Below are 24,062 nucleotides of genomic sequence, written 5' to 3' on the forward strand. Positions count from 1 at the left end.
CGGGTGCGGGTCCGTTGTGGCTGGTCGCGCAGTTCCCCGCGCCCCTGAAAAACGGGCGGTGCCCCCGCCCGGAGATTTCCGGACAGGGGCACCGTTCAGCCGTAGAAGAAGGTCAGAGGCCCAGCTCGACCTCGAACTCGCCCGCTTCCAGGATGGCCTTGACCGCCGTCAGGTAACGGGCCGCGTCGGCGCCGTCCACCAGGCGGTGGTCGTAGGACAGGGTCAGGTACGTCATGTCGCGGACGCCGATGACCGTGCCCTCCTCCGTCTCGATGACGGCGGGGCGCTTGACCGTGGCGCCGATGCCGAGGATCGCGACCTGGCCCGGCGGCACGATGATCGTGTCGAAGAGCGCGCCGCGCGACCCGGTGTTGCTGATGGTGAAGGTCGCGCCGGACAGCTCGTCCGGGGTGATCTTGTTGGCGCGGACCTTGCCCGCGAGCTCCGCCGTGGCCTTGGCGATACCGGCGAGGTTGAGGTCACCGGCGTTCTTGATGACCGGGGTCATCAGGCCCTTCTCGGAGTCCACCGCGATACCGATGTTCTCGGTGTCGAAGTAGGTGATGGTCCCCTCGGCCTCGTTGATTTTGGCGTTGATGGCCGGGTGGGCCTTCAGCGCCTGGGCCGCGGCCTTGACGAAGAACGGCATCGGGGAGAGCTTGACGCCCTCACGGGCGGCGAAGGAGTCCTTCGCCCGGCCGCGCAGCTTCATCAGGCGGGTGACGTCGACCTCGACGACCGAGGACAGCTGGGCCTGCTCGTGCAGGGCCTTGACCATGTTGTCGCCGATGACCTTGCGGATCCGCGGCATCTTGATGGTCTGGCCGCGCAGCGGGGACGCCTCCAGCACCGGGGCCTTCTTGGCGGCCGACGGAGCGGCGGCGGCCGGGGCCGGGGCAGCGGCGGCGGCCTTGGCGGCCTCGGCGGCTGCCATGACGTCCTGCTTGCGGATGCGGCCGCCGACGCCGGTGCCCTTGACGGTGGACAGGTCGACGCCGTTCTCGGCGGCGAGCTTGCGCACCAGCGGGGTGACGTAGGCGCCGTCGTCGGCCGGCTTGGCGGCGGCCGGAGCGGCCGGTGCCTGGGCCGGAGCCGGGGCGGGAGCAGGAGCGGCCGGGGCCGGCTCGGGAGCCGGGGTGACCTGCTGCTGCGGAGCCGGGGCCGACGGAGCCTGCGGGGCCGGGGCCTGCGGGGCCGGGGCGGGCTGCGCCGGAGCCGGAGCCGGGGTGGGCTCGGGCTGGGCCGGGGCGGCCGGGGCCTCCTGCGCCGGGGCGGCGGCCGGAGCGGCGCCCGGGGCGCCGATGACGGCGAGCTTGGCGCCGACCTCGGCGGTCTCGTCCTCGCCGACCACGATCTCCAGCAGCGTGCCCGAGGCGGGCGCCGGGATCTCGGTGTCGACCTTGTCGGTGGAGACCTCGAGCAGCGGCTCGTCGGCCTCGACGCTGTCACCGACCGACTTCAGCCAGCGGGTGACGGTGCCCTCGGTGACGGACTCGCCGAGCGCGGGCAGGACCACGTCCGTGCCCTCGGCGGAGCCGCCGCCGGCGGCGGCGTCGGCGGTGGGAGCGGGCGCCGGGGCGGCCTGCTCGGTGGACGGGGCGGCCGGGGCCGGCTCGGGAGCGGGCTCGGCGACCTGCTCGGCGGCCGGGGCCGGGGCGGCAGCGGGCGCGCCCGTGCCGTCGTCGATCAGGGCCAGCTCGGCGCCGACCTCGACCGTCTCGTCCTCGGCGACCTTGATGGAGGCCAGGACACCGGCGGCGGGCGAGGGGATCTCGGTGTCGACCTTGTCGGTCGACACCTCGAGCAGCGGCTCGTCGGCCTCGACGCGCTCACCCTCGGCCTTCAGCCAGCGGGTGACAGTGCCCTCGGTGACGCTCTCGCCGAGCGCCGGAAGGGTTACGGAAACCGCCATGGTTTCGGTTGCTCCTTACGGAAAGTGCGGAAGTCTGTCGTCGCGTTCGTCGACCGAGGGGTCAGTCGTGCGCGTGGAGGGGCTTGCCGGCCAGGGCCAGGTGGGCCTCGCCGAGCGCCTCGTTCTGCGTCGGGTGGGCGTGGATGAGCTGCGCGACCTCGGCCGGCAGCGCCTCCCAGTTGTAGATCAGCTGGGCTTCGCCGACCTGCTCGCCCATGCGGTCGCCGACCATGTGGACGCCGACGACGGCACCGTCCTTGACCTGGACGAGCTTGATCTCGCCCGCGGTGTTCAGGATCTTGCTCCTGCCGTTGCCCGCGAGGTTGTACTTCAGAGCGACGACCTTGTCCGCGCCGTAGATCTCCTTGGCCTTGGCCTCGGTGATGCCGACGGAGGCGACCTCCGGGTGGCAGTACGTCACCCGCGGGACACCGTCGTAGTCGATCGGAACGGTCTTCAGACCGGCCAGCCGCTCCGCCACCAGGATGCCCTCGGCGAAGCCGACGTGCGCGAGCTGGAGGGTCGGGACGAGGTCACCGACGGCGGAGATGGTCGGGACGTTCGTGCGCATGTACTCGTCGACCAGGACGTAGCCGCGGTCCATCGCGACGCCCTGCTCCTCGTAGCCCAGGCCCTGGGAGACCGGGCCGCGGCCGACCGCCACCAGCAGGACCTCGGCCTCGAACTCCTTGCCGTCGGCGAGGGTGACCTTGACACCGTCCTGGGTGTACTCGGCCTTCTCGAAGAAGGTGCCCAGGTTGAACTTGATGCCGCGCTTGCGGAAGGCGCGCTCCAGCAGCTTGGAGGAGTTCTCGTCCTCGACCGGGACGAGGTGCTTCAGGCCCTCGATCACGGTGACGTCCGAGCCGAAGGACTTCCACGCCGAGGCGAATTCGACGCCGATGACACCGCCGCCGAGGATGATCGCGGACTTCGGCACACGGTCCAGGACGAGGGCGTGGTCCGAGGAGATGATCCGGTCGCCGTCGATCTCCAGGCCGGGCAGCGACTTCGGCACGGAGCCGGTCGCGAGGAGCACGTGGCGGCCCTGGACGCGCCGGCCGTTCACGTCGACGGAGGTCGGGGAGGACAGCCGTCCCTCACCCTCGATGTAGGTCACCTTGCGGGAGGCGACAAGACCCTGCAGACCCTTGTACAGGCCCGCGACCACGCCGTCCTTGTACTTGTGGACGCCGGCGATGTCGATGCCCTCGAGCGTGGCCTTCACACCGAACTGCTCGCTCTCGCGGGCCTGGTCGGCGATCTCACCCGCGTGCAGCAGGGCCTTGGTGGGAATGCATCCCCGGTGCAGGCAGGTGCCGCCGACCTTGTCCTTCTCGATCAGGGCGACGTCCAGGCCCAGCTGCGCCCCGCGCAGGGCCGCGGCGTAACCACCGCTGCCACCGCCGAGGATCACTAGGTCGAAAACGGTGCTGGCGTCGTTCGCCACGTCACGTCCTCCATGCATGTGCGCCGTACGCCGGTCTTCAGTGACCGGCAGGCGGCTGGTGTCCGGCCGCTCGTTCTTCGGCCCTTCGGTGGGGCCCTGTCCTGCCGAGCCCCATCTTCGCACTTGTCAGCACAGAAGGAGACGCCGGGCTGCTGTGTGAGACGCCCCACGTTCACATGAGCCGCGCCCACGGGGCGCGGGGAACTGCGCGACCAGCCCCCACGCCCCCGCACTCGCCGCGCAACCGGCGAGAGGCGAGCTGAGAGGCGAACTCAGCCGAGGTCCCCCGCGGCCGTCAGTTCGGCCAGCCGCACCAGCGTCCGCACACCGCTGCCCGTGCCGCCCTTCGGCGTGTACCCGAACGGTCCGCCCTCATTGAAGGCCGGCCCGGCGATGTCGAGGTGCGCCCAGGCGATCCCCTCGCCCACGAACTCGCGCAGGAAAAGCCCGGCGACCAGCCCGCCGCCCATCCGCTCACCCATGTTCGCGATGTCGGCCGTGGGCGAGTCCATCCCCTTGCGCAGGTGCTCAGGCAGCGGCATCGGCCACGCCGGCTCCCCGACCTCCTCCGCCGCCTCGTACAGCGCCGTACGGAAGGAGTCGTCGTTGCCCATGATCCCGAACGTCCGGTTCCCCAGCGCCAGCACCATCGCCCCGGTCAGCGTCGCGACGTCCACGATCGCGTCCGGCTTCTCCTGGGACGCCGCCCACAGGGCGTCGGCCAGCACCAGCCGGCCCTCCGCGTCGGTGTTGAGCACCTCCACCGTCTTGCCGCTGTACATCCGCAGCACGTCACCCGGACGGGTCGCGGACCCGGAGGGCATGTTCTCGGCCAGCGCCAGCCAGCCGGTGACGTTGACCTCCAGGCCGAGGCGCGCGGCGGCGACGACCGCGGCGAACACCGCGGCCGCGCCGCTCATGTCGCACTTCATCGTCTCGTTGTGACCGGCCGGCTTCAGCGAGATGCCGCCCGAGTCGTACGTGATGCCCTTGCCGACGAAGGCGAGGTGCTTCTTCGCCTTCGAGGAGGTGTACGACAGCTTCACCAGGCGCGGTCCCGCCGCCGAGCCGGCCCCGACGCCGAGGATGCCGCCGTAGCCGCCCTTCTCCAGGGCCTTCACGTCGAGCACCTGCACCTTGATGCCGTGCTCCTTGGCCGCCGCCTGCGCGATCGCGGCGAACGCCTCGGGGTTCAGGTCGTTCGGCGGCGTGTTGACCAGGTCGCGGGCGCGGTTGAGCTCCTCGGACACGGCGACGGCACGCTCGACGGCGGCCTTGTACGCCTTGTCGCGGGGCTTGCCGCCGAGCAGGGCCACCTCGGCGAGGGGGGCCTTGCCGTTCTTCGCCTTGGGGTCCTTGCCGTTGCCCTTGTAGGCGTCGAAGGAGTACGCGCCGAGCAGCGCGCCCTCCCCGATCGCGCCGGCGTCGGCGGCGTCCGTCAGGGGCAGGGCGAAGGCGGCTTTCTTGGACCCGGTCAGGGCGCGGGCGGCGACACCGGCGGCCTTGCGCAGGGCCTCGGTGTCGTAGGCGGCGTCCTTCTCGGGCACCGCGCCCAGGCCCACCGCCAGCACGAGCGGTGCCTTGAAGCCGGACGGGGCCGGCAGCTTCGTCACCTCGCCCTCGGCACCGGAGGCGCCGAGAGTCTCCAGAACGCCGGCGAGCCTGCCGTCGTACGCCTTGTCCACGGCCTCGGCGCCCGGTGCGACGACCGGCCCCTTGGCACCCTTGGCGACACCGATCACGATGGCGTCGGCCCGCAGACCGGGCGCCGCGGCGGTGCTGAGAGTGAGAGCAGTCACGGTGGTGAAATCTCGCTTCCGATGTGAAGTTGCTGTGGTCGAACGGTGTGGGTCGACCGGGCCCGACAGCCGACCCTATTCCGACCTCAGGGTTCGGGTGTCACGGGGCCTTCCCCGGTGCGGCGAACACTCGACGACGAGACTACGCGCGTGGCCGTGTTCGCTCATTCCTGCGGGCGTTCACCTGTCGGTGGCGTAGTGGCCATTTCTTGATCCTCCATGTCGGTGAACTGAGTCACACTCGTCGAGATCCGGTGAGCGCCCTGCTCACCGCTTTGCATGATTTCCACGGATCCTCCTCTGTGCGACCGCAAGGGGATCTCGGGGATCTTCTGGGGGAGGAACCATGGCGCAGCGTGCGCGCAGGTGGAGAAGCACGGCCGCCGCGGTGACGGCGGCGGGCGTGATCACGGCCGGGGCGGTGGCGCCGGGGGCGTCGGCCGCGGAGGAAGCCCGCATCGATCTGAAGGTGCTGGTGGTGGACAACGGCGACAGCCCCGTCCGGGCCGTCACCGCCCAGCTGAGGAGCACGGGCGTCCCGTACACGACCATCGACCTGAACGACACCGGCCGCCCGAAGATCACCGAGTCGTTCCTGAGCGACACGGTGAACGGCAGCCCCCGCGCCAAGTACCAGGGCGTCGTCCTGCCGAACGAGTCCCCGTTCGGCGCGGGCTCCGCCGAACAGGCCGCCCTGGAGACGTACGAGCGGACGTACGGCATCCCACAGGTCGACGCCTACACCTGGGCGCACCCGGAGGTCGGCCTCGACTACACCAGCGAGGGTGGCTGGGCGGGCACTCTTGACGGGCGCGAGGCATCCGTCACCGTGGCGGGGAAGGCGGGCTGGTTCGGCTACCTCGACAGCGCGTTCCGGTTCGAGGACAACGCGCCCGCCGTCCAGGAGAGTTACGGCTATGTGGCCCGGCCCCGCGCCGGCTTCACCAGCTACGTCGACATCCCCGTGCCCGGCGGATCCGGCCGCGGCAGCCTCGTCGGCGAGTACGCCCACGACGGCCGCCGCGAACTCGTCGTGACCTTCGCCTACAACGGCAATCAGCAGCAGTTCCGGCTGCTGGCCCGGGGCATCGTCGAGTGGCTCACCCAGGGCGTGCACCTCGGGCAGATCCGCAACTCCTTCGCCGTGCACGTCGACGACGTGTTCGCCCCGGACAGCCGCTGGGACACCGTGCGCAACTGCACCCCGGGCGACTTCGACTGCGCGGGCGGCGACGGCGAGGGCACCACCCCGATCCGCATGACCGCGGACGACGCCGCCTACGCCGCCCAGTGGCAGCGCGAGCACGGCTTCACCATGGACATGGTCTACAACGCCGGCTCCGGCGAGGAGTGGAAGACCGAGCACGGCGGGACCGACGCCCTGACCGACCGGCTGCTCGCCGACAAGGCGCAGTACCGCTGGGTCAACCACACCTACACGCACCCCTTCCTGGGCTGCGTCCAGGACACCTCCGCCGTCCCGTGGAGCTGCGCGAAGAACGCCGACGGCTCGACGAAGTACATGAGCCGCGCCGAGATCGCCGCGCAGATCCGCGACAACCACGACTGGGCGGTGAACAAGGGCCTGCCCGTCGACCGCACCGAGCTGGTCACCGGTGAGCACTCGGGCCTGAAGACACTGCCCCAGCAGCCCGACGACAACCCCAACCTGGCCGGCGCGCTGGCCGACACCGGCGTCAGGTGGATCGCCTCGGACAACTCCCGCGAGCCCGAGCAGCGCGCGGTCGGCAACGCGCTGACCGTGCCCCGCCACCCGATGAACGTGTACTACAACGTGGGTACGGCGGCCGAGATGGCCGACGAGTACAACTGGGTCTACACCTCGCGGGCCGACGGCGGCAGCGGCGTCTGCGAGGACAACCCCACCTCGACCTGCCTCGACGAGCCCCTCGACACCGCCACCGGCTACGCCGGGCACATCGTTCCGCAGGAGGCGCGCACCGCCCTCGGGCACGTCCTCGCGGGCGACCCCCGGCCGCACTACGCGCACCAGTCCAACCTGGCCGAGGACCGGCTGCTCTACCCGGTCATGGAGAAGGTGCTGGACGACTACCGGGCGATGTTCGCCGACAACACCCCGCTGGAGAACCCCCGGCACAGCGCCATCGGCACCGAGGTGCAGCGCCGCGCCGCCTGGCAGACCGCCCTGGCGAACGGGCGCGTGACCGCGTACCGCATCGGCGACACGGTCACGGTCACCGCCCCGTCCGGGACGCAGATCCCGGTGACGGCGCCGGAGGGAACGAAGCAGCAACTCCTGCTCAGCACGACCGCCTTCGGCACCCCGTACGCGGGAGCCCGCTCGGCCTGGACCACCCCGGCAGCACTCCAGTCGGCTCTCACCTTGAAGTTGCCGTAGAGGGAAACGCCCTTCTTCTCAGGGGCGCGGGGCCGCATGTGATGTGCGGCTCCGCCACGGGGGCGCGACCAGCCCACCACGATCCCGCACTCGGCATCCGGGCAAGCAGTTCCCCGCACATCATCCGCACCACAGGGGGAAACACCGCATGAGGCGAACAGGCCGTCATGTCACCATGCTCACGGAAGGCACCTACCCGCACGTCCACGGCGGCGTCAGCACCTGGTGCGACCAGCTCGTCAAGGGCATGCCCGAGGTCGACTTCCACCTCGTCTCGCTCACCGGCAACGGCCGCGAACCCATCACCTGGGAACTGCCGCCCAACGTCTGCCGGCACACCACCGTCCCGACCTGGGGCCCGCGCCCCGGCCGCCCGAGACCGCCGTACGGCAGAGCCCGTCGCCGCTTCACCGAGACCTACGAGCGCTTCCTGCTCTCCTTCCTCGACCCCGGCTCGCACGCCGACTTCGGCGAGTCCCTGAACGAGCTGGCCGGACTCGCCCGCGACGGACGCCTGTCGGCCGCGCTGCGCACCGAGTCGGCGCTGCGGTCCCTCATGTGGATCTGGACGATGCCGCATCTGCCGACGGCCGCCGCCCGCCCCACCGTGCACGACGCGCTGACCGCGACCGACCTGCTGGAACACGCCCTGCGCCCGCTCGGCGTCCGTATCCCGGAGGACTCCGTCGCGCACGCCGTCAGCAGCGGCCTCGCGACCCTGCCCGCGCTCGCCGCCCGCCATTTGGACGGTGTGCCGTTCCTGCTCACCGAGCACGGCATCTACCTGCGCGAGCGCTACCTCGGCTACCGCCGTGACGCCCAGCGCTGGCCCGTGAAGGCCTTCATGCTGGGCTTCTACCGGGAGCTCAACTCCTACGGCTACCGCGCCGCCGACCTGATCACGCCGTGCAACCAGTACAACCGCCGGTGGGAGGAGCGCGGCGGCGCCGACGCCGACAAGATCCGCACGGTCTACAACGGCGTCGACCCGGCCGCCTTCCCGCACGCCGGACCCGAGCCCGAGGTCCCCACCCTGTCCTGGTGCGGCCGGATCGACCCCATCAAGGACCTGGAGACCCTCATCCGGGCCTACGCGATGGTGCGCGCCGAGATCCCGGCGACCCGGCTGAGGCTCTTCGGCCCGGTCCCGCCCGGCGGCGAGGCCTACGGCACCCGGCTGGAGAAGCTCGCGGCCGAACTGGGCGTGACCGACGGCCTGACCTTCGAGGGCCGCATCACCGAGGTCTGGCGGGCCTATGCGGCCGGGCACCTGGTCATGCTGTCGTCGATCTCCGAGGGCTTCCCCTTCTCCATCATCGAGGCCATGTCGTGCGGCCGTACGACGGTGTCGACGGACGTCGGGGGAGTGCGCGAGGCGGTCGGCGACACGGGTCTGGTCGTGCCGCCGCGCGAGCCGGAGAAGATGGCCGCCGCCGCGCTGGCCCTGCTCAAGGACGACCGACGGCGCATCGAACTGGGGCAGTTGTCGCGGCAGCGCGTCATCGACCGGTTCACGCTGCGCCGCTCGGTGGACGCCTTCCGCACCATCTACAAGGAACTCGCGGGCGAGGACGAGGTGTACGAGCCGACGGTGGAGACCGTGGCCGACTGGACCCTGGAGCTGCGCGATCCCTGGTACGCGTCCACGGCGGTATCGGGGTCCCCCCGGACGGAGTCCGGGGGAGGGGCGGGCTGGTGAGCGGAAGCGTCTGGCTGCCCCCGGGTTCCCGCCCGGACACCCTCCCGGGTATTCCCCGGCAGCGCACTCCCAGCTGGGCCCAGCCCGACCCGGTCGACGAACTCGCCGTCCGCCTGGAGGACTTCATAGCCGCGGCCGTCCACCCGGACGAGATAGCCGCCCTGCTGGAGTCCGACGGCCTCTCCGACGACCAGATACGCAGGCGGTACGGCGTGAAGAACTCCTTCGCGCTCGCCGAGACCCTCTACGAACGCGTCGAGCGCCGCTACCCCGAGCCCGACGGCCCGGTCCACGACCCCTGGCGGATCGGCTTGCTCGGTTGTCTGCTGCGCGGTGTCGTCTTCGCCCTGCCCGGCCTCGCCTACGTCCTCGGCGCACCCCTGTTCACCGGCCCGGGCGACTTCGGCCTCCCCGCGGGCACGGTCCCGCTCCTGGCCGGGGCTCTGTGCGGCTGGACGTGGAACCAGGGGCTCGCCCACCGGGCGTACGCCTGGCTGGGGCTGGGCGACCGGATGGCCGCCCGGCGCGCCCTGCTGGTCGGCGCCCCGGCCGGCGCGCTGCTCGGCTCCCTGGTCGCCCTGGCGTGCGCGGGCGGCGCCGCCCCGGCCGTGGTCGCCTTCGCCGCCGGGCAGTCCTGCTACCTGGCGGCGGCGACCGTCCTGCTGGTGATGGGCCGCGAACGGCTTCTGCTCATCGCGCTGGCGCCCATGGCGATGGGCGCGGTCCTGTCCCTGGTCGACCCGCTGCCCGAGGCCGCGAGCCTGGCCCTGCTGCTGGGCTCCCTGGCGGCGGTGGCGGTGCTCGGGCTGCGCGAAGTGGCGCCCGCCCTCAGGGAACCGGGCGAGGACGGCTGGAGCGCCGGCCTCGTCGCCCTGCTGCCCTTCGGCGGGTTCGGCACGACCCCCGCGCACCGGCGCCCCGCCGGACCCCGGCTCACGGGCTCCCTGCCGTACGCGCTGTTCGGGCTCGGCACCGGCGTCCTCGTGCTGTACGCGGCGCTCGGCGACGCCCTCGCCGGCGAGGAGCACAGCGCGGTCGCCGCGCCCGCCGCCGTGGCACTCACCCTCAGCATGGGCCCCGCCGAGTGGCTGCTGTACCGCTTCCGCAGCGACAGCCTCGCCGGACTGCGCTCCAGCGGCACCGCCCGGGACTTCCGGCGGACCACCGCCTCGACGGTCGTCCAGTGCCTGGCCGCCTATCTCGCCGCGCTGCTCGCGCTGAGCCTGGCCGTCTCCGCCCTGTGGCCGCACTCCCCGGTCCCGGGCGGCGTCCGGCTGGCCGGACTGCTCCTGCTGGGCGTGGTCCTGTGGACGGGCCTGCTGCTCCAGTCGTTCGGCGCGGTGACCGGCGCTACGGCGGTGTGCTGCGCCGCGGCGCTCGCCCAGACCCTGCTCCTCGCCACCCGCACCGGCGATCCGCACCTGGCCGGTGCGGCCGTCTACGGCACGGCGGCCATCGTCCAGGCAGCCCTGGTGTGCGCCCTGCTGGGAAGGGCAACCGCCCACCGATGAACACTCTCCTGGTCCCCTACTACGAGCACCCGTCCGCCCGCCCCGCCGAATGGGACGCGATCGTCGCGGCAGCGCCCCGCCTCTACGGGGTCGTCCTCAACCCGGCCAGCGGCCCCGGCGACCGCCCCGACGAGGCCTTCGCCGGGGTCGCCGCCCGGTTGAAGGCGGCGGGTGTCCGGGTGCTCGGGTACACCGACACCGACTACGGCCGCCGCGCCGCCCCGGACGTCCTCCGTGACCTCACCCGGCACCGCGACTGGTACGGCACCGACGGCGCCTTCCTCGACCAGGTCCCCTCCGGGCCCGAGCAGTTCGAGCACTACCAGAAGCTGGCCGTCGCCGCCTGGGGCGTCGGCTGCGGCACCCTCGTCCTCAACCACGGCACGGCACCGCACCCCTGCTACGCCCGCATCGCCGACGTCCTCGTCACCTTCGAGGGCACCTGGGCGTCCTACCGCGCCCTGCCTCCCCAGCCCCGGCCCGGCGACAGCGGGGTACGGCTGTGCCACCTGGTGTACGGCGTGCCGCCCGGCGCAGACCCCGAGGTCCTGGCGCGGGAGAGGGGCGCGGCGGTGCACTGCGCGGTGCCCGGAACCGGAGATCATCCCTGGGGCACACTGCCGTACACCCTGCACAACCCGGAGAACGCCCCGTGAGAAGCCCCCTGCTCGCCGCCCTGCTCGTCCTGCTGCTCGCGGGCTGTACCCAGGGCCCCGACGACAAGCCCGGCCCCCGCTGGCAGCCGCGCCCCGGCACCGCCTGGCAGTGGCAGCTCAGCGGCCGGCTGGACACCTCCGTCGACGTGCCGGTCTACGACATCGACGGCTTCGACCACTCCGAGGCCACCGTCGCCCGGCTGCACCGTGAGGACCGCAAGGTCATCTGCTACCTGTCCACCGGCGCCTGGGAGGAGTTCCGCCCGGACGCGAAGAAGTTCCCGAAGCCGGTCCTCGGCCGGGGCAACGGCTGGGAGGGCGAACGCTGGCTCGACATCCGCCGCACCGACGTCCTGGAGCCGATCATGGCGGCCCGTCTGGACATGTGCCGCGACAAGGGCTTCGACGCGGTGGAGCCCGACAACATGGACGGCTACCGCAACGACACGGGCTTCCCGCTGACCGCCGCCGACCAGCTCCGCTACAACCGCCTGATCGCCCGACTGGCCCACGACCGGGGTCTGGCCGTCGGCCTGAAGAACGACCTGGACCAGATCCCGGAGCTGGTCGGTGACTTCGACTTCGCGGTCAACGAACAGTGCGCCCAGTACGGCGAGTGCGGGGCCCTGAAGCCCTTCGTCGAGGCGGGCAAGGCGGTCTTCCACGTCGAGTACGAGGTGCCCACCGGCCGCTTCTGCGCCGAGTCCCGCCGCCTGCGCTTGAGCTCACTGCTCAAGAAGTACGAACTAGGGGCGTGGCGGCGGGCGTGCTGAGCCCGAGCCCGGTGACCGCCGTGCCCGCCACCGGGTCGGCGAGGGAACGCCGGCTGGGGGCCAGGACCGGCAGCGCGTTCAGCACAGCACAAAGGCCACGGCGTACACGGCGACGTCCGCCGCGGTGGTGACGGCGGCCCGCCGCGCGGCCCTGACCCCGCGCGGCAGGTTCGGGGTGACCTTCAGCCCGACCAGGGCCTTGCCGATCGTCCTCCCGGCCAGGGCCGGACACACCCACTGGTAGAGGAACACGGAGCGCGGCGAGCGCCGTGGCGGCACGGCGCAGCTTCGGCATGAACGTCCCCCGATCACTTGTGTGTTCCGGGGCAGGAAGCCAGCGGCTGGGCGGTCCGGGCAGGAGGGGGACGAGGAGATCGTTTCCGCCCGGTGACAGAAGTCCGGCTCAGCCCAGCGCCAGGACGACCAGCGCCGTGGTCGCCGCCGTCTCGGCGAGGCCGCCGAACACGTCCCCGGTGATCCCGCCGAAGCGGCGCGTACAGTGCCGCAGGAGCGCTTCGGCGGCGGCCAGCGAGAGCAGGACCGCGAGCACGGTACGGGCGACGTCGTACGGCCCGAAGACGGCGGCGACCGCTGCCGCCGCGCCCGTGACGGCGACGCCGGCGAGCAGCGCTCCGCGCACCGGCACCACACCCGCCACCGCCGCGCCCAGCCCCTCCGGCCGCGCCGCGGGCACCCGGGCCCGGGCCGCGAGGGTCAGGGCCAGCCGGGCGACCGTCGCGGAGACGACGGCGGCGCACGCGCCCCGGGCCCAGGAGGCGTCGTAGGCCTGGGCGAGCGCGGCGACCTGCGCGAGCAGGGCGAGGACGAGGGTGAGGACCCCGAACGGCCCGATGTCCGACTGCTTCATGATCCGCAGGGCGTCCTCGGCGGGCTTGCCGCTGCCCAGGCCGTCGGCGGTGTCCGCGAGCCCGTCGAGGTGCAGCCCCCGGGTCAGGACGGCGGGGACGGCGACGGTGGCCACGGCGGCGAGCGGTCCCCCCGCACCGAGGAACAGCAGCCCCAGCCCGACGGCGGCGGCAGCGGCACCGACCGCGAGCCCGGCCAGCGGAGCGCACAGCATGCCGCCGCGCGCGGCCTCCCGGTCCCACCGGGTCACCCGGACCGGGAACACCGTGAGGGTGCCGAAGGAGAAGCGGAGAGCGTCGAGCGGCGAGGTTCTGGGCACCGGCGCAGGCTACCCGCCGGTCAGAAGAGCGGATGCGGTGGCCGAGGATAAAGTTCACATATGGGATGGCTGGAGCGGAACATCATCGAACCCGGCAAGCTGCCGCTGCTCCTCGCCCTCGTCTCCTTCGTGCTGACCTTCCTGATCACCCGGGGCATCACCCGCCTCATCCGCGCGGGCAAGGGCCCCTTCCGCAACGTCAGCAGCAGCAGCGGAGTCCACGTCCACCACGTGGTCCCCGGGGTCATCCTGACGATCGCCGGCGGCTTCGGCGCGGTCGCCGGTGGCCAGCACGGCTTCGGCTCGGGGCTGAGCGCGGTGATCTTCGGCATCGGGGCGGGCCTCGTCCTCGACGAGTTCGCCCTGGTCCTGCACCTGGCCGACGTCTACTGGACCGAGGCCGGCCGCAAGAGCGTCGAGATGGTCGTCCTCACCGCCTCCCTCGTCGGACTGCTCCTGATCGGCTTCTCGCCCCTGGGTGTCAACGACCTCTCGGACGACCAGCAGCAGAACCGCGCCGCCGTGATCGTGAACATCGTGGTGAACTTCGTCTTCGCCCTCATCGCCCTGTTCAAGGGCAAGACCCGCCTCGCGGTCTTCGGCGTGATCGTCCCCGTCATCGCCCTGATCGGCGCCGTACGGCTGGCCCGCCCCGGCTCCTACTGGGCCAAGCGCTTCTACCGGCGCCGGCCCCGCGCCCGCGCCAAGTCCGGCCTGCGGGCCTACCACCACGACCGGCGCTGGCTGGGCCCCCGGCGCGCGTTCCAGGACTGGATCGGCGGCGCGCCCGATCCCCAGCCGACCCGGTCCCTCGAACACCACTGACCCGCCGCCGGCGCACCGCGCCGACCGCGCACACCACCAGCACGGCCGCGATCGCCGCCAGGTGCTCCTTGCCCGCCAGGTTCTCCTTCACGGCGACCTCGGCCACCATCGCCACGATCACCGCCCCCGCCGTGACGTACGCGCGGTAGCGGCATCCCAGGTAGACGGCCAGTCCCACCACGGCCGCCGACGGCCCGGTGTCCACGACCAGCGCGTCCGAGGCGGGCAGGCCGAGCGGGGCGTCCGGGCCCAGCCAGATGCCCAGACGGGCGTACAGCGTGCCCGCGAGCGTCGCGACGTACGCGATGAACAGCGCCCGCCGCCGGCCCAGGCAGAGCTCCGCGACGCCGAACACCAGCAGGATCTGCACCAGCGCGCCCCACACCGGCAGGTCCAGCGCGGGCACGAACAGCGACAGCGGCGTCCGCAGGAGCGCGAGCCACAGCGGGTCCTCGGCCCGTACCGCCCCGATGTCCTGCACGAACCGGTAGCCCCACGCCTCGTTGTGCACCAAGTGCAGCGCGGCCGTGAGACACACGGCCGCCACCGCCATCGGCACGGCCCGCAGGCGCCGCTCCCGCAGCGGCCCGCGCACGGCCGTGTACAGCGGCCCCCATTCGGCACGAGCCCAGCGGGCGAGCGTGGTCATCGGGTCGTCCTCGTCCGGATGTCGGTACGTCAGCGGGTGTGCGCGGTGCCTGTGGCTCAGTCAAACCGGCACCACACGCGAAGACCGACCGGAACGGGACGAAGTTGAGCCAGGTGTGCGTGACCTGGATCTCCCGGAACGCTACTGCTCGGTGGGAACCCCGGAGGCCCCGGACGCCTCGGGGCTCTCCGGCTCCTCGGACTCCTTCGGCTTCTCGGGCAGCTCCGCCGCCAGCGCGGCCGCCGCCTGCACCAGGGGCAGTGCGAGCAGGCCGCCCGCGCCCTCGCCGACGGTCACGCCCTGGGTCAGCAGCGGCTCCAGGGCCATCCGGTCCAGCGCCTTGGCCTGCCCGGGCTCGCCGCTGTCGTGCGCGGCCAGCCACCAGTCCGGTGCCCGGAACGCGATCCGCTGCCCGACCAGCGCGCACGCGGCCGTCACGACCCCGTCGAGCACCACCGGCAGCTTCCGCACCGCGCTCTGGAGCAGGAAGCCCGTCATGGCGGCGAGGTCGGCCCCGCCCACCGCCGCCAGCAGTTGCAACTGGTCCCCGAGCACCGGCCGGGCGCGGCGCAGCGCGTCGCGGATCGCCGCGCACTTGCGCATCCACGCCAGGTCGTCGATCGCCAGCCCGCCCCGGCCGGTGACGACCGACGCGTCGACCCCGCACAGCGCCGCGACCAGCACGCCGGCCGCCGTGGTCCCGCCGACGCTCACATCGCCGAGCACCACCAGATCCGTACCGGAGTCGGCCTCCTCGTCGGCCACCGCGACCCCGGCCCGGAACGCCGCCTCGGCCTCCTCCAGGGTCAGCGCGTCCTCGATGTCGATGCGCCCGCTGCCACGCCGCACCCGGTGCCGTACGACGTCCTCGGGCAGGGACTCGGGGTCGCAGTCCAGGGCCATGTCGACGATCCGCACCGGCACGCCCAGCCGCCGCGCCAGCACCGACACGGGCCGGCCGCCCTCCAGCACCTCGCGCACCAGCTGCCCGGCGCCGCCCGCCGGCCGCGCGGAGACGCCCAGTTCGGCGACGCCGTGGTCACCGGCGAAGAGCACCACCCGCGGCCGTTCGATCGGCCGCACCGGCACGGCGGACTGCGCCGCCGCCAGCCACTCACCCAGGTCGTCCAGGCGGCCCAGCGACCCGGGCGGCACGATCTGCCGTTCCCGGCGCGCCTCGGCGTCACGGCGCACCCCGCCGTCCGGACGCTCGATCAGATCGGTGAAGTCGTCGAGATTAAGCGAGCTCATTCGCCGAACAGTACCGGCACCGGTCGAACGGCACGGCGCCACATCGCGACTCCGCGGCGGCGACGTCGTTGCACCCGAGATGGGCATCCCATACGTTCCGTTTTGCAGCGGATTGTCATACGTGGTTCGACGGACGTCCCTGCGTACGCCCTCGCGCCCGGGAGCCGCCCATGCCCGCACGTCCCGCCCCCTCGGCACCCCTCACCTCCCAAGCGACCACTCGGGTCCACGAGCCGCGCCGCGCGGACTGCCCCTGGTGCGGCTCCACCCGGCTGCGGAACCGGCTGCGCACCGGTGACCTGCGGCAGTACAAGCCGGGCAGCTTCACCGTCGACGAGTGCCGCGACTGCCGCCACACCTTCCAGAACCCCCGCCTCACCTCCGAAGGCCTCGCGCTCTACCACCGGACGGCCCGCGGAACGCCCCGGGACGTCGCGGCCGACACCCTCCTCGCCCTGCGCGGCAGCCGGCCCCGCCACCGCTCGGCCGCCCGCGCGATGCTGCGGTTCGGGGAGCCGGAGAGCTGGCTGGACGTGGGCACCGGCCACGCCCGTTTCCCCATGACGGCCCGGGAGTTCTTCCCCTACACCGCGTTCGACGGCCTGGACCCCACCCCGCGCGTGGTGCGCGCCCGCGCCGCCGACCGCGTCGAGGAGGCCCATGTGGGCCGCCTGACGGACCCCCGGATCTCGGCTCCCCTGCGCGGCCGCTACGACGTGGTCAGCATGCTCCACCACCTGGAGGGCACCCCCGACCCCCGCGCGGAACTCCACGCCGCCCTCGACGTCCTGCGCCCCGGCGGCCACCTGCTCATCGAGACCCTGAGCCCCCGCAGCCTGTTCGCCGCGCTACTGGGCCGCTGGTGGCTCGCCTACGACCAGCCCCGCCATCTGCACCTGCTCCCCCCGCAGAACCTCCGTGCCGAACTGGAGGCGGCCGGCTGCACGATCGCCTTCCTGGACCACCGCCCCGTCCACATCCCCCACGACCTCGCGGGCGCCACGGCCCTGGCGCTCTCCCACGTCCTCCCCGCCCCCGACACCCCGTGGCGAGCGATCCCCCCGCCCCTGGCCCGTCAACACCTCCGAGAGGCCCTGCTCCGAGCGGGAATCCCCCTGGTGGCCCTGGCAGCGGTAGCGGACCACGTCCTGGCCCCCGTAGCCCGCCGCACCCGATTCGCGAACACTTACCGCTTGATTGCCAACAAACCCACTTAGCTGCGGGCAGTCGTGCCTCCCCCAAGCTCTTCGAGCAGGGGGTGCCCCCAGGCGGCACGGGTGGGCGCAGCGGCACCTCGTCGCGCCGAGCTGCGCACCCACCCGGCCACAGCCCGGACGCCGCGCACCCTTCACCCCCGCAGCACCACAGCCTGCCCCGCCACCACCAACAGAACATGCTCGCACTCGTCCGCGAACCCCGCGTTCAACCGCCCGAGTTCATCCCGGTACCGCCGCCCCGACGCCGTCGACGGCACGATCCCCGACCCCACCTCGTTCGACACGGCGACAACGGTCCGCCGAGTCGAACGCACCGCCTCCGTCAACTCCCGCACCCGCTCCCGCAACGCCTTCTCCCCCCGCTCCGCCCACACCGCGTCGTCCCAAGCCCCCACGGCGTCCATCGCATCCGTCAGCCACAACGACAGACAGTCGATGAGCAACGGCGGCCCGTCCTCCGCCAGCAACGGCACCAGATCGCACGTCTCGACCGTCCGCCACGACCCCGGCCGCCGCTCGCGATGCGCGGACACCCGCGCCGACCACTCGGTGTCCCCGTTCCGCGACCCGCCCGTCGCCACGTACAGCACGTCCGGAAAGGCCTCCAGCCTCCGTTCGGCCTCCACCGACTTGCCCGACCGCGCACCGCCCAGCACCAGCGTCCGCCGCGGCACGTCCGGCACGTCCTCGTACGCCCCCACCACCAGCGTCGTCCCGTCCGGCACGGCCCGCGCCCCGGCCGCCGCGAGCCGCCGCCCGAGCTCGGGCCCGGGCGGCACGTCGTGGTCCAGATGGACGGCGACCACATCGGTCGTCGGCCCCACCGCCCCCACCGCCCGCAGCTTCGCCAGCGCGTCCGGGCGCCCCACGACGTCCGCGAGCACCATGTCGTACGACTCGGCCGGCTCCTCCAGCCCCGCCGGCGCCCCGCCCGGCGGCAGGTACAGCAGCCGCTGCCCCTCCGGCCCGGTCACCGCGTACCCCGTGCCCGGCGCGTCCATCGGCACCGCCCGCACCCGGTGCCCCGTCAGCAGCGTCAACTCCCGCCCGTCCGGCACCCGTCCGGGCTGCGGCAGCCCGGCCGGCACCTCGACCGCCGGCCCGTCGTGCGGGTGCGACAACAGCACCTGCCGTACGCCGGTCAGGGAACGGCCCGCCCGCGCCGCCGCGAACGCGGCCCCGGGCGTCAGGTCGAGCAGCAGCGCCCCGTCCAGGAGCAGCGCGGTGGCCGCCCGCGCGTCGGGGCCGAGGGCAGCCGAACAGGCCGCGCAGGGACAGTCGGGGCGGGGGAGTCCCGCGGGGGCGCCGGTGCCGAGCAGAGTCAGTTCCACGCCCCGATTCTCACCCGCCGCAATGCGTCATGCGTGCTGGAGACGCCCCGGTAGGGGCGCGGGGACCTGCGCGACAAGCCCACGAAGATCCGCACACGCCCAACCACCCGCACTCCCGGACCGCCTATAACGCCCCACCCAGCGGAGCGCATAGGCTCTGGTCAGGAGCCGGACCAAGATCCGGCTTTTCGCTGTGCAGTGTGCTCAACACACATGGGAGGCGTACATGGCGGCATGGACGTGGCGGTTCGAGAAGACCGACGGGACGGAGGTCCAGCCCGCGGTGCCGCCGGAGGAGTTCCCCACCCAGGGGGACGCCGAGTCCTGGATCGGGGAGCACTGGAAGGCCCTGCTGGAAGGCGGCGCCGACCAGGTGCGGCTGTTCGAGGACGCCACGGAGATCTACGGGCCGATGAGCCTGCACGCGGCCGACGCGTGAGCCCTGGGCGGGGGCCGACGGCCCCCGCCCACCCCTGGGGGCGGGGTGTGGCGGGGTGTTTCAGCCGCGCACGCCGCACAGGTGCAGCAGCGCCGCCACCCCGCGGTACGGATCCGTCCGCCCGGCCTTCTCCTCCACCGCGAGCAGCGTCTCCCCGTCGGCCGGGACCTCGGCACCGTCCGCCGCCGTGTCGGTGAACACGCGCACCCCGTACCAGGCGTGCAGCGGCGCCCCGATCCCGGCGAGCGTCGCCGTCAGGTCCTTCAGCCGGTCGGCCCGTACGTCGAGCCCCAGCCGGTTGCGGTAGGAGACCGTGTCGAAGGCGGCCAGCGCGCCCGCCCAGTCGCCGGACAGCCCCGGCCGGATCGCGAGCGCGTCCCCGTTGCGCACGAGCAGGGACAGCAGCCCGCCCGGCGCGAGCATCCGGGCCAGGCCCGCCAGTAGCGGGTCGGGCTCCTCCACGTACATCAGGACGCCGTGGCACAGCACCACGTCGAAACTGCCCGGCAGGAAGTGCACGCCGGTGTCCCGGCCGTCGCCCTCGATGATCCGCATCCGCTCCCGGATGCCCTCCGGTTCCCCGGCGAGGGACTCCCGGGCCACGGCGATCATCTTCGCGTCCTGCTCAAGACCGGTCACCTGGTGCCCGGCCCGGGCCAGCCGCAGCGCCTGCGTGCCCTGGCCCATGCCCACGTCGAGCACCCGCAGCCGCTGCCCGACCGGGAACCGCCCGACTATCTGCTCGTCCAGCTGGCGGGCCACCAGCTCCTGCCGGACGACATCGCGCAGCCCGCCCAGCTTGTCCAGCCAGGCATCCGCCGCACCCCCGGAGAACGACGTGGCGGTCAGGGCCGCTCTCCACGCTTGACCTGCGGCTTCGGCAGCCGGAGCCGGCGCATCTGGAGAGAGCGCATCAGGGCGTAGGCGACCGCGCCGCGCCGGTTCTCACCCGCGAAGCGCTCGTTGAGCTGCTTCTTCAGGCGGAACGCCGAGACGAACGAGTCGAGCACGATCAGCACGATCACCACGAGCCACAGCAGCAGCGCGATGTTCTGGAGCGCGGCCACCCGCACCATGCTGAGCACGAGGATGACCACGGCCATCGGCAGGAAGAACTCCGCGATGTTGAACCGCGAGTCGACGAAGTCGCGCGCGAACCGGCGGACCGGTCCCTTGTCACGCGCGGGCAGGTACCGCTCGTCGCCGCTCGCCAGCGCCTGGCGCTGCCGCTCCAGCGCGGCACGACGCTCCTCGCGCTGGCGCTTGGCGGCCTCCTTCCGCGTCATCGACGTGTTGGCGACGCTGCGGCGCTGGGACTGGGCCTCACTGCGCTTGGGCGTGGGCCTGCCCTTCGGGGCCTGCGGGTCGCGGGGCTGCTTGGAGAAGTTCACCGGCGCCTTGTCGGCTGCCTGGGCCTTCTCATCCTTCGCACGGCTACGGAACACAAAACCCAAGGGTAAGGGCTTCCCGGGCATGGACCCCAGTCGCGTGGGGAACGATCCGGCAACACCAGTCGTCTGTAAGGGGACAGAGGGGACGTTGTGTACGCACCCGGTCGTTCCCCGGGAGGTACGGCTCAGGTTACCGGGGGTACCCCCCGTAACCCCGGGGATCACCTACTCCCTACGCCGGAGTGGGAGCGTGCTCAGTCGTCCTTGGGGATGAGCGCATCCGTCCCCGAACAGTGCGGTAATGGATGCAGGGCCCGTACTGTGGGTTCTGTCGCAGGTGCTGGAGCCGGAGTCGGTCAGAAGGGGGCGCGCGAAGCCCATGAGCGGTGTCATGAAGCGTATGGGGATGATCTTCCGCGCGAAGGCGAACAAGGCCCTTGACCGGGCCGAGGACCCGCGCGAGACCCTCGATTACTCGTACCAGAAGCAGCTGGAGCTGCTCCAGAAGGTCCGCCGCGGCGTCGCCGACGTGGCGACCTCACGCAAGCGACTGGAACTCCAGCTGAACCAGTTGCAGTCCCAGTCCACCAAGCTGGAGGACCAGGGTCGCAAGGCGCTCGCGCTGGGCCGTGAGGACCTGGCCCGCGAAGCGCTCTCCCGCCGTGCCGCCCTCCAGCAGCAGGTGACCGACCTGGAGACGCAGCACGCGACGCTCCAGGGCGAGGAGGAGAAGCTCACCCTCGCGGCCCAGCGGCTCCAGGCCAAGGTCGACGCCTTCCGCACGAAGAAGGAGACGATCAAGGCGACGTACACGGCGGCCCAGGCGCAGACCCGGATCGGCGAGGCCTTCTCCGGCATCTCCGAGGAGATGGGCGACGTCGGCCTGGCGATCCAGCGCGCCGAGGACAAGACGGCCCAGCTCCAGGCCCGCGCCGGCGCGATCGACGAGCTGCTCGCCTCCGGTGCCCTCGACGACCAGTCCGGCATGCACAAGGACGACATCCAGGCCGAGCTGGACCGGCTCTCCGGTGGTACGGATGTAGAGCTGGAACTGCAGCGGATGAAGGCCGAGCTGGCCGGAGGCTCGAGCAGTGGGCAGCAGGCCCTCGAAGGTGGCACGGGCCGGCAGCAGTCCCAGCAGCAGCCGCAGGACACCCCGCGCTTCGACAAGCAGTAGGGGCCCACGCCTAGGAGGGCGACATGATCGTACGGATCATGGGGGAGGGCCAGGTGAGGCTGGCCGACGGCCACCTCACCGAACTGAACAAGCTGGACGACGAGCTCCTGGCGGAAATGGAGAACGGCGACGGCCCCGGCTTCCGCCGCACCCTCCAGGCCCTGCTGACCAGGGTCCGAGACCTGGGCGAACCCTTGCCCGACGACTCCCTGGAACCATCGGAACTGATCCTCCCGTCCCCGGACGCGACACTCGAGGAGGTCCGGGAGCTGCTGAGCGACGACGGGTTGATTCCGGGCTGAAGCTGCGTAACGGCGGGCATTCGTGCCGCCTGGGGCGGCACGGGTGGGCGCGGCGGCACCCCGCAGCGCCGGGTTGCGCAGTCGCCCCGCCCCCAGCCCCCACGCCGGGCACCTCACACCCGGACGTCCAGCCCGGCTACCGTAAACCCCCGTGAGCACCCTCCAGCGGGCGAAATGCCAGGCCAAGGCACACCCACTGGCCATGGACGCGGTCCTGGCCGCAGCCGTCCTGGCCTGCATGGTCGCCGGCTCGTTCGTGGAGCCCCGCCACCGTGACAGCGTCAGCTGGGCCCTGCGCACCCCCGACACCCTCAGCCTCCTCCTCATCACCCTCGGCGCCGCCGCCCTGGTCTTCCGCCGTCGCGCCCCGATGACGGTCCTGGCCCTCACCGGCACCGTCTCCGTCGTCGAGTCCGTCACCGGCGACCCCCGCGCCCCCGTCGCCATGTCCGCGGTCATCGCCCTGTACACCGTCGCCTCCACCACCGACCGCCCCACCACCTGGCGGGTCGGCCTGCTCACCATGACCGTGCTGACCGGCTCCGCCATGGCCGCCGGCGGCCTGCCCTGGTACGCCCAGGAGAACCTCGCGATCTTCGCCTGGACGGGCATCGGCGCCACCGCCGGCGACGCCGTCCGCAGCCGCCGCGCCTTCGTCCAGGCCATCCGCGAACGCGCCGAACGCGCCGAACGCACCCGCGAGGAGGAGGCCCGCCGCCGGGTCGCCGAGGAGCGCCTGCGCATCGCCCGGGACCTGCACGACGTCGTCGCCCACCACATCGCCCTGGTCAACGTCCAGGCCGGCGTCGCCGCGCACGTCATGGACAAGCGGCCCGACCAGGCCAAGGAGGCCCTCGCCCACGTCCGGGAGGCCAGCCGTTCCGCACTCAACGAACTCCGCGCCACCGTCGGACTGCTGAGACAGTCCGGCGACCCGGAGGCCCCCACCGAACCCGCCCCCGGCCTGGACCGCCTCGACGAACTCACCGGCACCTTCCGCAACGCCGGCCTGCACATCGAGGTCGCCCGCGCCGACCAGGGCACCGCCCTCCCCGCGGCCGTCGACCTGGCCGCCTACCGGATCATCCAGGAGGCCCTCACCAACGTGCAGAAGCACGCCGGGCCCCAGGCCAAGGCAGAGGTCAGTGTCGTACGGGTCGGGCCGAACATCGAGATCACCGTCCTGGACGACGGCAGCGGCGAGGACGAGGACCCGGGCAGCGGCGGCGGGCACGGGCTGCTCGGCATGCGGGAACGCGTCACCGCCCTGCGCGGCACCCTCACCACCGGTCCCCGCTACGGCGGCGGCTTCCGTGTCCATGCGATCCTGCCGGTCAAGAACCGCACCCCCGGGGAGGACCCCGCATGACGATCCGTGTCCTGCTCGCCGACGACCAGGCGCTGCTCCGCAGCGCCTTTCGTGTGCTCGTCGACTCCGAGCCCGACATGGAGGTGGTGGGCGAGGCCTCCGACGGAGCGGAGGCGGTACGGCTGACGAAGGAGCAGCGCGCCGACGTCGTCCTCATGGACATCCGGATGCCCGGCACCGACGGTCTCGCGGCGACCCGCATGATCAGCGCCGACCCGGACCTCGCCGACGTCCGCGTGGTCATCCTGACGACGTTCGAGGTCGACGACTACGTCGTGCGGTCGCTGCGCGCGGGCGCCTCCGGCTTCCTCGGCAAGGGCGCAGAGCCCGAGGAACTGCTGAACGCCATCCGCATCGCGGCCGGCGGCCAGGCCCTGCTGTCCCCGGCGGCCACCACGGGTCTGATCTCCCGCTTCCTCGCCCAGGAGGACCCGGCCGACGACGACCGCGACCCGGCCCGCGGCGAGCGGCTCGACTCACTCACCGTCCGGGAGCGCGAGGTGCTGGTCCAGGTCGCCGGCGGTCACTCCAACGACGAGATCGCCGAGCGGCTGGAGGTCAGCCCGCTGACGGTGAAGACGCACGTCAACCGGGCCATGGCCAAGCTGGGCGCCCGGGACCGGGCCCAGCTCGTGGTCATCGCGTACGAATCCGGCCTGGTCCGTCCAAGGGTGGAGTGAGTTCCAGCCGGGCGTACTGCGGCGGGAGTATGCGCCGGATAAGGAAATGGACCTGGGGCCTACGA

22 protein-coding genes are annotated in these 24,062 nt (G+C 72.7%); 12 read left to right on the forward strand and 10 right to left on the reverse strand.

Translation table 11 applies throughout. The features are described 5' to 3' along the window. Positions 1-112: 112 nt before the first annotated feature. The 4 genes from sucB to SCNRRL3882_RS42295 form a co-directional block, all read right to left on the reverse strand. Positions 113-1,912, reverse strand: a complete 1,800-nt coding sequence (gene sucB / locus SCNRRL3882_RS29555) for a 2-oxoglutarate dehydrogenase, E2 component, dihydrolipoamide succinyltransferase (RefSeq protein ID WP_010037167.1) — start codon at positions 1,910-1,912, stop codon at positions 113-115. Between the two features lie 61 nt (positions 1,913-1,973). Continuing rightward, entirely contained in the window at positions 1,974-3,362 is a 1,389-nt protein-coding gene (gene lpdA, locus SCNRRL3882_RS29560; RefSeq protein WP_010037170.1) for a dihydrolipoyl dehydrogenase, read from the reverse strand. 272 nt (positions 3,363-3,634) lie between these two features. Further along, entirely contained in the window at positions 3,635-5,161 is a 1,527-nt protein-coding gene (locus SCNRRL3882_RS29565) for a leucyl aminopeptidase (protein ID WP_010037173.1), read from the reverse strand. A 164-nt stretch (positions 5,162-5,325) separates the two neighbouring features. Then, positions 5,326-5,451 (reverse strand): hypothetical protein, encoded by a 126-nt coding sequence (locus SCNRRL3882_RS42295; protein WP_267880837.1) that lies wholly within the window; start codon positions 5,449-5,451, stop codon positions 5,326-5,328. A gap of 56 nt (positions 5,452-5,507) precedes the next feature. Between SCNRRL3882_RS42295 and SCNRRL3882_RS29570 the strand changes: the two genes are divergently transcribed. The 5 genes from SCNRRL3882_RS29570 (at position 5,508) to SCNRRL3882_RS29590 (ending at position 12,180) form a co-directional block, all read left to right on the forward strand. Next, positions 5,508-7,541 carry a hypothetical protein gene (locus SCNRRL3882_RS29570; protein WP_029180977.1) on the forward strand — a complete coding sequence of 678 codons (2,034 nt, stop codon included), beginning with the start codon at positions 5,508-5,510 and terminating at the stop codon, positions 7,539-7,541. Between the two features lie 148 nt (positions 7,542-7,689). Beyond that, on the forward strand, positions 7,690-9,240 hold the full coding sequence (gene pelF, locus SCNRRL3882_RS29575; RefSeq protein WP_050810202.1) for a GT4 family glycosyltransferase PelF: 1,551 nt from the start codon (positions 7,690-7,692) through the stop codon (positions 9,238-9,240). Continuing rightward, positions 9,237-10,751 (forward strand): hypothetical protein, encoded by a 1,515-nt coding sequence (locus SCNRRL3882_RS29580; protein WP_010037179.1) that lies wholly within the window; start codon positions 9,237-9,239, stop codon positions 10,749-10,751. Before pelF ends, SCNRRL3882_RS29580 begins: the two co-directional genes overlap by 4 nt. Continuing rightward, the gene (locus SCNRRL3882_RS29585; RefSeq protein ID WP_010037181.1) at positions 10,748-11,407 is read left to right on the forward strand and encodes a spherulation-specific family 4 protein; all 660 of its coding nucleotides are present in this window, start codon (positions 10,748-10,750) and stop codon (positions 11,405-11,407) included. The genes SCNRRL3882_RS29580 and SCNRRL3882_RS29585 overlap by 4 nt, the downstream gene beginning before the upstream one ends. After that, entirely contained in the window at positions 11,404-12,180 is a 777-nt protein-coding gene (locus tag SCNRRL3882_RS29590) for an endo alpha-1,4 polygalactosaminidase (protein ID WP_010037184.1), read from the forward strand. Before SCNRRL3882_RS29585 ends, SCNRRL3882_RS29590 begins: the two co-directional genes overlap by 4 nt. A gap of 78 nt (positions 12,181-12,258) precedes the next feature. Here the strand turns inward: SCNRRL3882_RS29590 and SCNRRL3882_RS41950 are convergent, their stop codons facing one another. Then, on the reverse strand, positions 12,259-12,459 hold the full coding sequence (locus tag SCNRRL3882_RS41950) for a hypothetical protein (RefSeq protein WP_010037186.1): 201 nt from the start codon (positions 12,457-12,459) through the stop codon (positions 12,259-12,261). Between the two features lie 124 nt (positions 12,460-12,583). Next, positions 12,584-13,366, reverse strand: a complete 783-nt coding sequence (locus SCNRRL3882_RS29600; protein WP_010037189.1) for an adenosylcobinamide-GDP ribazoletransferase — start codon at positions 13,364-13,366, stop codon at positions 12,584-12,586. A 60-nt stretch (positions 13,367-13,426) separates the two neighbouring features. Here SCNRRL3882_RS29600 and SCNRRL3882_RS29605 point away from each other — a divergent pair, with 60 nt between their 5' ends. Beyond that, positions 13,427-14,191 (forward strand): hypothetical protein, encoded by a 765-nt coding sequence (locus SCNRRL3882_RS29605; RefSeq protein ID WP_029180978.1) that lies wholly within the window; start codon positions 13,427-13,429, stop codon positions 14,189-14,191. 790 nt (positions 14,192-14,981) lie between these two features. On the opposite strand, the gene cobT is transcribed toward SCNRRL3882_RS29605, so the two are convergent. Then, positions 14,982-16,091, reverse strand: coding sequence for a nicotinate-nucleotide--dimethylbenzimidazole phosphoribosyltransferase (cobT, locus tag SCNRRL3882_RS29615; protein WP_010037194.1), 1,110 nt, complete (start codon positions 16,089-16,091; stop codon positions 14,982-14,984). A gap of 170 nt (positions 16,092-16,261) precedes the next feature. Between cobT and SCNRRL3882_RS29620 the strand changes: the two genes are divergently transcribed. Further along, the gene (locus tag SCNRRL3882_RS29620; RefSeq protein ID WP_010037198.1) at positions 16,262-17,308 is read left to right on the forward strand and encodes a class I SAM-dependent methyltransferase; all 1,047 of its coding nucleotides are present in this window, start codon (positions 16,262-16,264) and stop codon (positions 17,306-17,308) included. Positions 17,309-17,439: 131 nt separating this feature from the next. On the opposite strand, the gene SCNRRL3882_RS29625 is transcribed toward SCNRRL3882_RS29620, so the two are convergent. Further along, entirely contained in the window at positions 17,440-18,639 is a 1,200-nt protein-coding gene (locus SCNRRL3882_RS29625; protein ID WP_010037200.1) for a bifunctional adenosylcobinamide kinase/adenosylcobinamide-phosphate guanylyltransferase, read from the reverse strand. Positions 18,640-18,865: 226 nt separating this feature from the next. On the opposite strand from SCNRRL3882_RS29625, the gene SCNRRL3882_RS29630 reads away from it, so the two are divergent. After that, positions 18,866-19,078: a hypothetical protein gene (locus SCNRRL3882_RS29630; RefSeq protein WP_010037201.1), complete on the forward strand. Its 213-nt coding sequence runs from the start codon at positions 18,866-18,868 to the stop codon at positions 19,076-19,078. A 60-nt stretch (positions 19,079-19,138) separates the two neighbouring features. Here the strand turns inward: SCNRRL3882_RS29630 and SCNRRL3882_RS29635 are convergent, their stop codons facing one another. Continuing rightward, positions 19,139-19,840, reverse strand: a complete 702-nt coding sequence (locus tag SCNRRL3882_RS29635; protein WP_010037202.1) for a class I SAM-dependent methyltransferase — start codon at positions 19,838-19,840, stop codon at positions 19,139-19,141. Between the two features lie 83 nt (positions 19,841-19,923). After that, the gene (locus SCNRRL3882_RS29640; RefSeq protein ID WP_010037204.1) at positions 19,924-20,523 is read right to left on the reverse strand and encodes a DUF3043 domain-containing protein; all 600 of its coding nucleotides are present in this window, start codon (positions 20,521-20,523) and stop codon (positions 19,924-19,926) included. Between the two features lie 337 nt (positions 20,524-20,860). Here SCNRRL3882_RS29640 and SCNRRL3882_RS29645 point away from each other — a divergent pair, with 337 nt between their 5' ends. The 4 genes from SCNRRL3882_RS29645 to SCNRRL3882_RS29660 all read left to right on the forward strand — a co-directional run bounded on the left by SCNRRL3882_RS29645 (position 20,861) and on the right by SCNRRL3882_RS29660 (position 23,997). Continuing rightward, the gene (locus SCNRRL3882_RS29645) at positions 20,861-21,646 is read left to right on the forward strand and encodes a PspA/IM30 family protein (protein WP_078602781.1); all 786 of its coding nucleotides are present in this window, start codon (positions 20,861-20,863) and stop codon (positions 21,644-21,646) included. A 23-nt stretch (positions 21,647-21,669) separates the two neighbouring features. Further along, the gene (gene pspAA / locus SCNRRL3882_RS29650; RefSeq protein WP_010037210.1) at positions 21,670-21,948 is read left to right on the forward strand and encodes a PspA-associated protein PspAA; all 279 of its coding nucleotides are present in this window, start codon (positions 21,670-21,672) and stop codon (positions 21,946-21,948) included. A 151-nt stretch (positions 21,949-22,099) separates the two neighbouring features. After that, positions 22,100-23,317, forward strand: a complete 1,218-nt coding sequence (locus SCNRRL3882_RS29655; RefSeq protein ID WP_029180979.1) for a sensor histidine kinase — start codon at positions 22,100-22,102, stop codon at positions 23,315-23,317. Continuing rightward, a complete protein-coding gene (locus SCNRRL3882_RS29660) occupies positions 23,314-23,997 on the forward strand; it encodes a response regulator (protein ID WP_010037212.1) in 684 nt (227 codons plus the stop codon). The genes SCNRRL3882_RS29655 and SCNRRL3882_RS29660 overlap by 4 nt, the downstream gene beginning before the upstream one ends. Positions 23,998-24,062: the final 65 nt, after the last annotated feature.

It is taken from the genome of Streptomyces chartreusis NRRL 3882 (assembly GCF_900236475.1).
GTDB lineage: Bacteria > Actinomycetota > Actinomycetes > Streptomycetales > Streptomycetaceae > Streptomyces > Streptomyces chartreusis_D.